Below are 12,980 nucleotides of genomic sequence, written 5' to 3'. Positions count from 1 at the left end.
CGTGCCCGAGTACGACGACCTGCGCGCGCTGTATCTGAACTGCACCCTGAAGCGGTCGCCCGCGATCAGCCACACCGAGGGTCTCATCGACATCAGCCGCAAGATCATGGAGAAGCAGGGCGTCCAGGTCGACGTGATCCGCGCGATCGACCACGACATCGCGACCGGCGTGTGGCCGGACATGACCGAGCACGGCTGGGCGACCGACGCCTGGCCGGCGATCCAGGAACAGGTGATGGCCGCCGACATTCTGGTCATCGCCGGGCCGATCTGGCTGGGCGACAACAGCTCGGTGACCAAGCAGGTGATCGAGCGCTTGTACGGCAACTCCTCGATCCTCAACGAGCACGGGCAGTACGCGTACTACGGCCGGGTCGGCGGCTGCCTGATCACCGGCAACGAGGACGGCGTGAAGCACTGCGCGATGAACGTCCTGTACTCGTTGCAGCACCTCGGGTACACGATTCCGCCGCAGTCCGATGCCGGCTGGATCGGCGAGGCCGGGCCCGGTCCGTCGTACCTCGACGAGGGCTCCGGTGGGCCGGACAACGACTTCACCAACCGGAACACGACGTTCATGACCTGGAACCTGATGCATCTGGCCCGGATCGTCCGGGACGCCGGCGGGATCCCGGCGCACGGCAACCAGCGGTCGGAGTGGGACGCCGGCTGCCGCTACGACTTCGAGAACCCGGAGTACCGCTGACCATCCTGTTGTACCGTCAGCCTGTGGGGGCGGCGGTACTGCCGACGGACGACATCCTCGTCGCCGGGCTCCGGGCCGGGGACGAGGACATGTTCGCCTGCCTGCTGAACAGCTGGTCGGGCTCGATGCTGCGGCTGGCGAGGTCGTTCGTGTCGACCACGGCCAGCGCGGAGGAAGTCGTGCAGGACACCTGGCTGGCGGTCCTGCAGGGCATCGAGCGGTTCGAGGGACGAGCGTCGCTGCAGACCTGGGTCTACCGGATCCTGGTCAACATCGCCCGCAAGCGCGGTTCGCGCGAGCATCGCACCGTGCCGTGGACGAGCCTGGGCCCGGATCACGAGCCGACCGTCGACCCGGCCCGTTTCCGCGGAGCCGACGACCAGTATCCGGGCGGCTGGCGGGCGTTCCCGGAGCGCTGGCCGACCACCGAGGGCGAGGTCCTCGCCAACGAGGTACGGGCCGCCGTGGCCACCGCGATCGAGAATCTCCCTACGCGCCAGCAGGTGGTGCTGACCTTGCGTGACATCGACGGACAGGACGCCGGCGCGGTCTGTTCGCTGCTCGGCCTCTCGGCGGCGAACCAGCGGGTTCTGCTGCACCGGGCCCGCGCCACCGTCCGCGGAGAGCTCGAGCGGTACTTCGCGAGCACCGGAGTCGGCTCATGACCTGCGCGGAGCTGGTCGAGCTCGTCACCGCCTTCCTGGACGGAGCGCTGGATCCAGAGACCGAACGGCGCTTCGTGGACCACCTCGCGGTCTGCGACGGATGCGACATCTACGTCGAGCAACTGCGCCGTACCATCGCCGAGGCCGGACAGGTCGAGCCCGAGAAGCTCAGCGCCGAGACCCGCGACCGCCTGCTGGAGGCGTTCCGCGCGTTCCCGAGGGAGCTGTAACGCCGGGCGGGCTTGCCGGCACTGACCTGGTATGCCGGAAGTCCACTTCACCAGTCTGTTCGTGCTGCTCAGGCAGCCTGCCGACGACCGATCCGGCCGAGCAGAACCGCGGCCAGCATCGAGATGACGATCGACGTGTACGTCGCGCCGAGCCAGCCGGGGACGGCCTGGTGGTCGAAGATCGCCTGCTGCAGCTTGGTCCAGAACGGCGACCAGCCGGAGACTGTGCCGGGGTTGACCAACTGGTACGCGACGAATCCGATCAGCCAGGCGAGCGTCGGTTGCCAGCGGAACTTCGCCGTACCGGAGACGTCCCAGTTCATCTTGCTGACCACGAAGAAGTCCGCGATCGCGACCGCGAACAACGGGATGAAGACCGAGCCGATCAGGTACAGGAACTGCGTGTAGTTGCCCAGGTCAACCACCAGCGCGATGCCGGTGGCGATGACGCCGATCGCGACCGAGATCCACCGCCGGTCGATGTGGCCGATCAGGTTGTGCGCGGCCATCGTGGTCGAGTAGACGTTCGCGTACGCCTCGTCGACCTCGTCGACCAGCAGTACGAACAGCGCTATCGCGCCGGCGGGCAGGGTGACCAGTGCCGTGATCACGTCGTCGCTGTTGGTCTGCAAGGTCGCCACTGCCACGACGCCGAGGGCGTAGTACCCGATCGCTGCCAGGCCGTAGCCGAGCGCGGACCCCGCGAACGCAGCCTTGTTGGTGCGCGAGTGCCGCGTGTAGTCGGCAGCCAGCGGCGCGAACGACACGACACCGGCGGCGGCGAGGTCGACAGCTGGCCAGAAGCCGAAGACGCTGTCCTGCGGCAGTGCATGCACCGGCTTGCTGAGCACCTGCACGAACAGGTAGACCGACGCGATCAGCACCAGCCAGACCATGAACTTCCGCAGGATCTTCACGCTGCCCAGCGGACGGACCGCCATCGTCGTCGCGATGATCCCGGCCAGTACGACGAACAGCCAGCGCCAGCGCTCACTCGTCACCGCGACAGCGGCCTGCGAGATCACGATGATCTCCATCGTGGCCCAGCCGACGTTCTGCGCGATGTTCAGCACGGTTGGCGCGATCGAGCCGCGACGGCCGAAGAGGCCGCGCAGACTCGCCATCGCCGGCGCCCCGGTGTGCGAGCCGAACACGGCCGCACCACCCAGCACGAGCGCCCCGATCCCGCAGCCGACGACGACCGCGAGCAGCCCCTGCCACAGCGAGCCCGTGTACGCCGCCACGAGCGCACCGGTCACCGGGCCGAACAGCGAGATGCCGAAGTTGCCCCAGAGCGTGAACTGGTCGAAGAAGCCGAGCGTCCGCGGCGCGTCCGTGGTGAGGACGAGCGGTGCCTCGGTCGAGCTGGCAGGACGAACAGCGGTATCGGTCATGAGTGACCCCAATCCCTACGCCGGCATTACCCGGTCAGGTTCAGGCGGTCGGCGACCCTGCTGTCGCCCTCTCAGCCCGCGCGTCTCGGTGCGAGCTCCCGCATAGGTTTGTGCCTCGGAGTCTAACGCGTCAGCTGGTTTCGGGGAGGGCCGCTGCCCGTTCTATGAGAGCGGCCAGCTCCGGGCCGTTGGTGACGACCGGCATGTGAGCGCCGGTGTCGAGCGTCCGGGCTTCCCCGTGGCTGAGCTCGGCGAGACGCTCGACCCACTCCGCCGTCGCGAGCAGGTCATGCTTGCCGCGGACGATCAGCACCGGCGCCTTGACCCGGGTGATGACACCGGCCAGGTCGTGGTGGCGGGAGGCCTCTCCCGCCCGGGCGATGGTCGGCAGGGTCGTACGCGCGTACTGCGGGGTGACTGTGCGGACCAGCTTCGGCGCGTCCGGGATGGCGGAGCCGAAGAGGCGGACCGCTCGATCGACCCAGCTCGACATCCGGACGTCGCCGGACGGAGCGGCCAGGACCAGAGCGTGGGTCAGCTCGGGGTACCGGACCGCGAGCTCGACGATGATCTGGCAGCTGGCCGAGTGGCCGACGAGGACGGAGCGCTCGCGGATCTTCCCGGCGAGGGCGACCGCGAGCGCCGTCGGGTGCAGGTCCTCGCGGGCACCGGCCGGTTCGCCGTACCCGGGAAGAGTGACCACGTGGTACGAGGTGACAAGGTGCTCGACGGTCCGGGCGTACGACTCGGGGCCGAGGCCCAGGCCGGGCACCAGGACGACAGGTGCGCTCACTCCCACGGTGCCTTGGCCGGTGGACCCTGGACGACCGGGTTCGGTACGTCGGGCTTCAGTTCGCGGTACCCGAGGAACAGGCCGACGGCGAGGATCAGCAGCCCGGCGCCGCCCCAGCCGTACGCCGTGGGCAGCCGGTGGACCGAGTCGTCGATGGAGCCCAGGCCGGTGGACAGCACCATGATCAGCCAGATGAGGATCGGCACCGCGGACACCGCGACGAAGAGCAGACCGACCAGCTCGGTCGGCTCGGGCCGGCGACCAGCCTTGCGGCGCGCGAGAACGTCGCGGAGCCACATGAACAGCGCAGCGGCGCCGACGACCACGAGCAGCAACTGGCCGATCGCGTCGATCACGTCGGTGCGGAGCGGGTGGTTGAGCGGGGAGCCCGGCGCCTGCGAGATGTCGCGCAGCGAGACCCGCTGGACGGAGATGACGAGCAGTCCGTAGAACCCGGCGACCACGGTGGCCAGGCCGACGACCCGGGCAGCGCGGGGGTCGCGCGGCTGCTCCCGTCCGTACACAGGGAGCTCGTGCGGCTCGGGGCTCGCCGGAGCGCCGTACGGGTGACCGGGACGGTATGTGGGCGGCTGAGGGTGGTGCGCGCTCTGGGGCGGCGGGCCGCCGTACTGACCCGGGGTGGTGCCGTAGGGCTGCGGCTGGGCGTAGGGGCCTTCGGCCGGCGGAGTGCCGGGGCCGACGCCGTAGGTGCCACCGCCGTACGGCGTGGGCGGGGCGTAGTGGTGGTCCTGCTCCTGGGCCTGCTGGTGCTCGGGCTGATCGGGCTGCTCGCCCCGGCCGTACGTCGGGAAGTCCTGTGACGACATCGCTGTGCTCCTTCCCGTCGTACCTAGTTTCTCAGGTGGCCTTGATCGTCGGCCAGGCGTTCGGTAGACAGCCTGCCAGGCCCTTGGTCTGCTGCATCATCACCGGCGCGGGGGTCTTCGGCTTGGTGCAGGTCGAGTGGCCGTGCCCGAGCGCGTGGCCGACCTCGTGGTTGACCAGGTAGCTGCGGTACAGCTCGACGTTCCCGCCGTACGACGGGATCCCGTACATCCAGCGCTTCGCGTTGAGCACCACGCGGTCGTCGACGCGGCAGGACACCTCACCGCCGGTGTCGAGCGGCAGGCAGAGTTTGTCGGTGAGCGCCGGCGTCGCGAGGATGATCCGGAGATCGGCGTCGACCTTGTCGGTCCGCTCGAAACTCACCGGATGCAGCGCCTGCCAACCACGCGGGTCTGTCAGCGTCTTGTGGATCGCCGCGGCGACGGCGGCGCCATTGACCGACAGCCCTTGCTCGATCTCCACGCGGTACGTCAGCTTGTCGCGCACCCCGCTCGCCTTGTTGAACCCCGGCACCACCGAAAGCTTCCCGGTCGACACCAGGACGTTGGGCTTGGCCCCCTTCGGCTTCCGCGTCAAGGTCGGTGCCGGCCGCAACGGAGTGGTGAACTTCTGCGTCGGAGTAGTCACCGGCTTCGGCACAGGCGTCTCCACGGACGGCTCCGCACTCACCGTTTCGCCGGCCCCCGCAACCACCTCAGCCGCCAGGCTGGCCCGATGCGCGACATCCGGATGCGCCACCACCACAGTCCCCAACACGGCCAGCGCAGTAACCGCAAACCACTGCCCTCGATAGGACTTCCGCCGACTGTGCCGCCCACGCGTCCCCACACGCTGGCCGCTCCGCCGGGTGGTCATGACAATCGACCCTATCCAGTACCTGCCACCTCACGAAACCCCAGTTCCGTTAAGCCGTGCGGGTGCGGAGGAATTTTCCGAAGTGGGGGACGGTGAAGGCTACGGTGCCTCGTTCGGCGGAGAAGACGAGGCCTTTTTTGATCAGGCCGTCTCGGGCTGGGGAGAGGGACTGGGGTTTGCGGTTGAGGGTGCTGGCTACCTCGGCGGTGGGGACGGAGCCGTCGTCGACGCCGATGCCCAGCTCGGCCATGGCGCGCATGTACTCGCGTTCGGCCGGGGTGGCCCGCTCGTAGCGGGAGCCGAAGAACCCGACGGTGAGTTCCGCAGAGGCCTCGGGGGCGGCTACGGCAACGTCTTTGATGGTGATGGGAGACGTCGGCGCATGGTCCCAGGTGGAGTGCGCGAAGGCCTGCACGAAGTACGGGTAGCCGTCGGTCTGTGCGTACAGCTCGTCCAGCGCCTCCTCGTCGTACTGCACGCCTTCGCTCTCCGCCGGCACCATCAGCGCCCGGTCGCACGCGTCACGCGCGAGCCGGTCGACGCGGACATACCGGAAGAGCCGCTCGGAGTACGACTTGCTGGCTGACAGTACGGCGGGCAGGTGCGGCAGTCCGGCGCCGACGACCACCAGCGGCGCGCTCTGCTGCGAGATCTCGTGACATGCGGCGCACAGCGCGGACAGGTCGTCCGCACTGATGTCCTGCATCTCGTCGATGAACAGCCCGACCCCGACCGACAGGTCACCGGCCAGATCGGCAGCGTCGGTGAACAGCTCGATCAGGTCCATCTCCAGGTCGCCGGAGTCGGCGCGCCCCTTCGCCGCGGCCACGTCCACCGGCGGATGCCACCGGATGCCCTTGCGGTCCTCGGCCCCGGTCCGCAGCGCGAAAGCCTTGAGTACGGCGCTGAACTGGTCGACCCGCTCATCGTCGCGATGCCGATGCCCCAGCTCCCGCATCGCGGTGTGCAGGGCCTGCGCGATCGGCAGCCGGATGCTCTGCTCCGGCCTCGCCTCGATCTTCCCGGTGCCCCAGGCCCGCTTGATCGCCTGGGAACGCAGCGTGTTGAGCAGCACCGTCTTGCCCACGCCCCGGAGTCCGCTGAGCACCAGGCTCCGCTCCGGTCTGCCTGCCGCGACCCGCTCGAGGACCACCTCGAACTGCCGCACCTCGATGTCGCGTCCGGCCAGCTCAGGCGGCCGCTGACCGGCGCCGGGCGCATAGGGATTCCGGATCGGATCCATGCTTTCACTGTATGAGCCCGTATAGCGTTTTCCGTAGATTGACCAATCAACGGCGAGAGCGTGTCGTGACAGGTCTCTACAGCTTTCTAGCAAAATGACTAGAAAACGATAGACACCACGAGCGACCCGAAGAGCACTATCGTTCCGGCATGCAGGTGGAGTGGGCTCGCCAGGCGGGGACGTTGTACGAGCGGGTGCACCAGCAGTACGTCGGTGGCGCCCGCAAGCTCGAGGCGCTGATCAACGAGCTGATCGGTGAAGAAGAGGGCATCAACTACCTGACCGCGACCGCGCGCGCCAAGGAGCCGGAGTCGTTCCTCGCGAAGGCGTCGAAGTCGCACCCGGACGATCCGGGCCGTCCGAAGTACGACGACCCGCTGAACCAGATCACCGACCTGGTGGCGGCGCGGGTGATCACGTTCCTGGTCGAGGCGGTGGACCGGGTGTGCGAGGTGATCGAGGAAGAGTTCGAGATCGTCGAGCACACCGACATGGGCGCGCACACCCGGGCGCAGGGCGTGTTCGGGTACGCGAGCAAGCACTATCTGGTCCGGTTGAACGCGCACCGCCGCGAGCTGCCGGAGTACGCCGTACTGAAGAACCTGGTGATGGAGATCCAGGTCCGTACCGCGGTCCAGCACGCGTGGGCCGAGTTCGAGCACGACATCCGGTACAAGCTGGACATCCCGCCGGACCGCAAGCCGGAGTTCGACCGGCGGTTCCTGCTCGCCGCGGCACTGATGGAGCTGGCCGACAACGAGTTCACCGAGATCGACCGGCTGTACCGCGAGCTGGCGGCGACCGCGGAGGACAAGGCTCCGCTGGACCTCACCACCGGGACGCTGACGACGTACCTGACCCGCCGCTACCCGGACGCGCCGCACGCCAAGACCACGCACTACGCCTGGATCCTCGGCGTGCTGCACCGCCTCGGCGTCGCCACGGAGGAGCAGCTGACCGACCTCCTCACCGGCATCGACAGCGAAGCAGTCCAGTCCGCCATGACCCACAGGGCCCCGGCCGGCACGGTACGACGCCTCGACGACGACCTCCTCGCCGCCAAGGGCCCCGCCTACCTGGAGCTCTTCCCCGACGAAGAACGCCGGCAAAAGATCCTCCGCGGCCGCCTCAAGGCCCTGACCCGCGCCGGAATTATCCAGTCTTGACGAGAGCGTCCGCGGTGCTCAGTGCCCAGCGGCTCGTCGTGATCAGCCCAAGCACCAACACCAGCAGTCCGCAGGCGGCGATGATGTACCAGCACAGGCGGGCCGCGTCGACGAAGCCTGTCTCCAGTGGTCCCACCAGGCGGGCGGTGAGGACGGTGCCTGCGATCGCCACGCCGAGTGAGGCACCTACCTGGCGGCTGGTCGAGGCGATGGCGGCTGCGACGCCGGCCTGGGCGCGTGGCATGCCGGAGACCGCCGCGTTGGTGATCGGGGCGTTCAGCATGCCGAAACCGAGTCCGAAGACCAGATAGCCGATCAGCAACTGCGCAGTCGAGGTAGACGTCCCCAGCCGGGACAGGATCAGGCCGGACGCCGTCAGCATGGTCCCGGCGACCACCAGCGGTACGCGCGGTCCACGGTGGCCGACCAACCAGCCGGAGATCGGTGCGAACACCACGGTCATCGCCGCCATCGGGAGCGTCAGCAAACCGGCATGCAATGCGCTGAACCCACGCGCCGACTGCAGATAGAGCGAGTTGAGGAAGAGGAACCCCGACAACGCCGAGAACCCACACACCGCGATCAGCGTGGCGCCCGAGAACGGCGCACTCCGGAAGAACCGCGGCTCGAGCAACGGCTCCTCCCGACGGCGTTCGTAGTACACCAGCGTCACCGCGGCCGCCACGCACACCGCGAAACACCCGATGATCAGCGGCGAGCCCCACCTAGCCGCACGCCCCTCGATGATCCCGTACGTCAGCCCGCCGAGCAGCAGTACGACGAGCACCTGTCCGACCGGATCCATCCGACGCGGCACTGCGGCCCGCGACTCCGGTACGAAGAACGCCGTCATCAGTACGGCGGCCACCGTCACCGGCACGTTGATCCAGAAGATGAACCGCCAGCCGGCCGCGTCGACCAGCGTCCCGCCCACCACCGGCCCGACCGCCATGCTCAGCCCGACCACGCCGCCCCAGACGCCGATCGCCTGCGCCCGCTCGCGCGGATTGGTGAACGTGTTGGTGATGATCGACATCGCGACCGGGTTCAGCATCGAGCCGCCGACGGCCTGCAACACCCGGAACGCGATCAACAGGTCGATGGTCGGCGCGATCCCGCACAGCAACGACCCGATCCCGAACAGCACGAGACCCGCCTGGAACGTCCGCCGTCGCCCGATCCGGTCCGCCGTCGATCCGGACACCATGAGCAGACTGGCCAGCACCAGCGTGTAGGCGTCGATCGTCCACTGCAGCTTCTCGACCGAGGCCCCGAACTCGGACCGGATCGCCGGAAGCGCCAGGTTCACGATCGTCGAGTCCAGCCCGACGATGAACAGACTGGAACAGCAGATCCCCAGCACCAGCAGCCGTCGCCGGCGACTCAGCTCCTCCACCCGGCTCCCTTCATGCTTGAAGACTGTACTACCGGCCGGGAAAACGGTTTGACGGACTGTCGGCGGGGCCACCTAGGCTTGTTCTGTTCGCCTGGTCAGGCGCCTCTTTCATCCCTCTATGCCTTGTTTGTGAGACGTCATGTCTTTGCGCCTCCTTCCGTTCGCCGACCCGGGTGTGCCGGACACCCGGTCCGGTCTCCGACTCATTGTCTGGCTGGAGCACCAGCAGCTGCGCGGGCAGGCCCTCGCGGTGTTCTGGGGTCTGGTCTACTTCGGCGGCATCGCCGCCGCTCCGGTTGCCGTCGGCATCGCCGTGCAGGCGGCGATCGATCTGTCCTGGCCCAAACTGATCCTCGCCGGTGCGCTGCTGCTCGCGTTCGGCGCGGCCAAGGCCGCCGCCGACTCGTTCTTCCACCGCGCCGTGGTGACGAACTGGATCAGTACTGCGGCGCGCCTGCAGCAGCTGCTGATGCGCAAGGCCGCGGAGCTCGGCTCGCTGCTGACCCGCCGGATCGCCGCCGGCGAGGTGGTGGCCGTGAGCAGCGGTGACGTCGAGAAGATCGGCTGGTTCGTCGAGGTGCTGGGCCGCTTCGCCGCCGCGCTGCTGACCTGCTTCGCGGTCGTGATCGGTCTGCTGTTCTACGAGCCGCAGCTCGGTCTGGTCGTCGCCGTCGCCGTGCCGGTGCTGGCGTTCTCGATCGTGCCGCTGATGGGTCCCGCGGAGCGCCGTGCGGACGAGCAGCGGGCCAAGGGCGGCCGCGCCACCGAGCTGGCCGCCGACACCGTCGCCGGTCTGCGCGTGCTGCGCGGCATCGGCGGTGAGCAGCTGTTCCTGGAGCGGTACCGCGAGGCCTCACAGCAGTACCGGAGCAGCGCGGTCCGCAGTGCGCGGATGTGGTCGCTGATCGCGGCGCTGCAGGTGCTGCTGTTCGGACTGTTCCTGGTCGTCGTGGTCTGGATGGGCGTCCGGCTGGTGACGTCCGGGCGGATCTCGGTCGGCGAGCTCGTCACGACGTACGGGCTCATCACGTTCATGCTCGTGCCGCTGCACACGTTCGAGGAGACGGCGAGCGCGTTCATCTTCTCGAAGGTGTCGGCCCGCCGGGCCGCGCGCGTGCTGTCGCTGCGGCGGACCGACGAGACCAAGGGCACCGCCGAGGCGCAGCTGCCGCAGGGTGACCTGCTCGACCCGGTCACCGGCCTGCACATCCCGGCTGGGAGCTTCACAGCGGTCGTCTCGGGCGACCCGGATGCCGGTGGTCTGCTGGCCGACCGGCTGGGTGGTCACAGCCCGACAGCTGACGGCGAGGCGTCGGTGCTGCTTGGCGGCGTCGGACTGGACGACATCCCGCTGGAGTCCGCGCGGACCGTGGTACTCGTGCAGGACAAGGACCCAGTGCTGTTGTCCGGGACGGTGCGCGAGCTCTTCGATGTGCCTGCCACTGGTGCGGTCTCTCCGGAGACGGCGCTGGACGCTGCGCAGTGCGCCGACATTCTCGACGTACTGCGGCAGACGCTGCCCGCTGGTGAGTCCGACGCCATGAATGCAGTGCTGACCGAGCGCGGGCGTTCCTTGTCCGGTGGTCAGCGCCAGCGCGTCGCACTGGCCCGCTCGCTGTACGTCGACCCGCAGGTGCTCGTGCTGGACGAGCCGACCAGTGCGGTGGATGCGCACACCGAGGCGCGTATCGCCGACGGTCTGCAGCTGCTGCGCGCCGGCCGGACCACCGTGGTGTTCACGTCGAGCCCGCTGATGCTGGACCGGGCGGAGCGGGTGGTGTTCGTGCCGGACGGCCACGTCGACGCCGTCGGTACTCACCACGAGCTGCTGCACACCAACAGGCGGTACCGCGCCGCCGTAACCCGTGAAGACGAACAAACCGTTGAGGAGTTGGCGTGAAGCGCCCTCTGTACGACCCGGCAGCCCCGCAGGAAGTAGTGCGGCTCCCGGTGGCGGGCAGCGCGACCGTGCGCGCCTACCTGAAGACGCTGTTCCGCCGGCACCGCCGTGCGTTCGGCTGGCTGACGCTGGTGAACGCGGTGGCGGCGCTGAGCGGCATGGTCGGGCCCTGGCTGCTCGGCAACGTGGTCGAGAAGCTCTCGCAGGGCAAGACCGATGTCCAGCTCCCGTACGTCGTGACGGGCTTCCTCATCGCCCTGGTCGTCCAGACCATCTTCGTGCGGATGACCCGGCTGCGCGGTGCGGTCATGGGCGAGGAGATGCTCGCGGACCTGCGCGAGGACTTCCTGGTCCGGTCGGTCGGGCTGCCGCCCGGCGTGCTGGAGCGCGCCGGGACCGGTGACCTGCTGTCGCGGATCACCACCGACATCGACCGGCTGTCGCACGCCATGCGCGACGCCGTGCCGCAGCTGACGATCGCGGTCATCTGGGCGGGTCTGCTGATCGGTGCGCTCGTCGTCACCGCGCCGCCGCTGGCCGTGGCGGTGGTGATCGCCGCGCCGATCCTGATCGTCGGCGGCCGCTGGTACTTCCGGCGCGCACCATCGGGGTACCGGTCGGAAGCGGCCGGGTACGCCGCGGTCGCGTCCGCGCTGGCCGAGACCGTCGACGCCGGCAGGACCGTGGAGTCGCACCGGCTCGGCGATCGCCGGATCAAGCTGGGTGACACCCGGATAGGTCAGTGGGTCGCCTGGGAGCGGTACACGCTGTACCTGCGGATGATCCTGTTCCCGGTGATCAACATGACCCACACGGTCGCGCTGGCGGCCGTGCTGGTGATCGGCGGCGGTTTCGCCATCCAGGGCTGGATCACCGTCGGCGCACTCACCACAGGTGCGCTGTACATCCAGATGCTGGTCGAGCCGGTCAACATGATGATCCGCTGGTACGACGAGCTGCAGGTCGCCCAGGTGTCGCTGGCCCGGCTGGTCGGCGTCCGTGAGGTGGAGACCGAGGCGACGGAGAGCGACGCGGAGCCGGACGGCCGGACCGTGCTCGCCGACGACGTCCGGTTCGGTTACCTCGAGGGTCGCGACGTCCTGCACGGTGTGACGCTGACGGTCGAGCCGGGTGCCCGCGTGGCGCTCGTCGGGCCTTCTGGTGCGGGGAAATCGACACTGGGCCGGTTGCTGGCGGGCATCTACTCACCACGCGTGGGTGACATCACCCTCGGTGGTGCGGCGCTCGACCAGATGTCTGCCGAGCAGGTCCGCAGTCACGTGGCCCTGGTCAACCAGGAGCACCACGTGTTCGTGGGCAGCGTCCGGGACAACCTGCGGCTGGCCAGGCAGGCGGCGACCGACACCGACCTGTGGGCGGCGCTGCGGTCAGTGGACGCCGACGGCTGGGTCGCCGGGTTCGACGACGGGCTGGACACCGAGGTGGGCTCCGGTGGGGTCTCGCTGACGCCGGCCCAGGCGCAGCAGGTCGCTCTGGCTCGGTTGGTGCTCGCTGACCCGCACACGCTCGTCCTGGACGAGGCGACCTCGTTGATGGACCCGCGCGCGGCCCGGCACCTGGAGCGGTCCCTGGCGACCGTTCTGGAGGGCAGGACCGTGGTGGCGATCGCGCACCGGCTGCACACCGCGCACGACGCCGACGTGATCGCCGTGGTCGAGGACGGCAAGATCGTCGAGCTGGGCGGCCACGACGAGCTCGTCGACGCCCAGGGCCCGTACGCCGCGCTCTGGCACTCCTGGCACGGCGAGCGCTGACGCACCGGATG

The 12,980-nt window shown here is 69.0% G+C and carries 12 protein-coding genes and 1 riboswitch; of the genes, 6 read left to right on the top strand and 6 right to left on the bottom strand.

Features of this window, described 5'->3' with window-relative positions; all coding sequences use genetic code 11:
• The first annotated feature begins 1 nt into the window (after position 1).
• Genes ACIA58_RS07610 through ACIA58_RS07600 form a run of 3 tightly spaced genes read left to right on the top strand, consistent with a single transcriptional unit; the run spans position 2 to position 1,601 of the window.
• Entirely contained in the window at positions 2–706 is a 705-nt protein-coding gene (locus ACIA58_RS07610; RefSeq protein WP_396402770.1) for a flavodoxin family protein, read from the top strand.
• Between the two features lie 23 nt (positions 707–729).
• A complete protein-coding gene (locus tag ACIA58_RS07605; protein WP_396402769.1) occupies positions 730–1,371 on the top strand; it encodes an RNA polymerase sigma factor in 642 nt (213 codons plus the stop codon).
• A complete protein-coding gene (locus ACIA58_RS07600) occupies positions 1,368–1,601 on the top strand; it encodes an anti-sigma factor family protein (RefSeq protein WP_396402768.1) in 234 nt (77 codons plus the stop codon). Before ACIA58_RS07605 ends, ACIA58_RS07600 begins: the two co-directional genes overlap by 4 nt.
• Before the next feature lie 68 nt (positions 1,602–1,669).
• Here the strand turns inward: ACIA58_RS07600 and ACIA58_RS07595 are convergent, their stop codons facing one another.
• The 5 genes from ACIA58_RS07595 to ACIA58_RS07575 all read right to left on the bottom strand — a co-directional run bounded on the left by ACIA58_RS07595 (position 1,670) and on the right by ACIA58_RS07575 (position 6,732).
• Entirely contained in the window at positions 1,670–2,995 is a 1,326-nt protein-coding gene (locus ACIA58_RS07595) for a purine-cytosine permease family protein (protein WP_396402767.1), read from the bottom strand.
• Positions 2,991–3,107, bottom strand: a riboswitch (TPP riboswitch). It overlaps the preceding gene by 5 nt.
• Before the next feature lie 18 nt (positions 3,108–3,125).
• Entirely contained in the window at positions 3,126–3,788 is a 663-nt protein-coding gene (locus ACIA58_RS07590; protein WP_396402766.1) for an alpha/beta fold hydrolase, read from the bottom strand.
• Entirely contained in the window at positions 3,785–4,615 is an 831-nt protein-coding gene (locus ACIA58_RS07585) for a hypothetical protein (RefSeq protein ID WP_396402765.1), read from the bottom strand. Before ACIA58_RS07585 ends, ACIA58_RS07590 begins: the two co-directional genes overlap by 4 nt.
• A gap of 31 nt (positions 4,616–4,646) precedes the next feature.
• Positions 4,647–5,390, bottom strand: a complete 744-nt coding sequence (locus ACIA58_RS07580; RefSeq protein WP_396402764.1) for a DUF3152 domain-containing protein — start codon at positions 5,388–5,390, stop codon at positions 4,647–4,649.
• 148 nt (positions 5,391–5,538) lie between these two features.
• Entirely contained in the window at positions 5,539–6,732 is a 1,194-nt protein-coding gene (locus ACIA58_RS07575; protein WP_396402763.1) for an ATP-binding protein, read from the bottom strand.
• A gap of 149 nt (positions 6,733–6,881) precedes the next feature.
• Between ACIA58_RS07575 and ACIA58_RS07570 the strand changes: the two genes are divergently transcribed.
• Complete coding sequence (locus tag ACIA58_RS07570) at positions 6,882–7,898, top strand: GTP pyrophosphokinase family protein (RefSeq protein ID WP_396402762.1); 1,017 nt, start codon at positions 6,882–6,884, stop codon at positions 7,896–7,898.
• On the opposite strand, the gene ACIA58_RS07565 is transcribed toward ACIA58_RS07570, so the two are convergent.
• Positions 7,885–9,294 (bottom strand): MFS transporter, encoded by a 1,410-nt coding sequence (locus ACIA58_RS07565; RefSeq protein WP_396402761.1) that lies wholly within the window; start codon positions 9,292–9,294, stop codon positions 7,885–7,887. The two genes, ACIA58_RS07570 and ACIA58_RS07565, sit on opposite strands and share 14 nt — an antisense overlap.
• Before the next feature lie 139 nt (positions 9,295–9,433).
• Between ACIA58_RS07565 and ACIA58_RS07560 the strand changes: the two genes are divergently transcribed.
• The gene (locus tag ACIA58_RS07560; RefSeq protein WP_396402760.1) at positions 9,434–11,194 is read left to right on the top strand and encodes an ABC transporter transmembrane domain-containing protein; all 1,761 of its coding nucleotides are present in this window, start codon (positions 9,434–9,436) and stop codon (positions 11,192–11,194) included.
• Complete coding sequence (locus tag ACIA58_RS07555; protein ID WP_396402759.1) at positions 11,191–12,969, top strand: ABC transporter ATP-binding protein; 1,779 nt, start codon at positions 11,191–11,193, stop codon at positions 12,967–12,969. Before ACIA58_RS07560 ends, ACIA58_RS07555 begins: the two co-directional genes overlap by 4 nt.
• Positions 12,970–12,980: the final 11 nt, after the last annotated feature.

This window comes from Kribbella sp. NPDC051586, assembly GCF_044453965.1.
In the GTDB taxonomy this organism is placed as follows: Bacteria; Actinomycetota; Actinomycetes; order Propionibacteriales; family Kribbellaceae; genus Kribbella.
The sequence above is the reverse complement of the archived record's forward strand: the minus strand, read 5'-3'. Positions and strand labels throughout refer to the sequence as shown.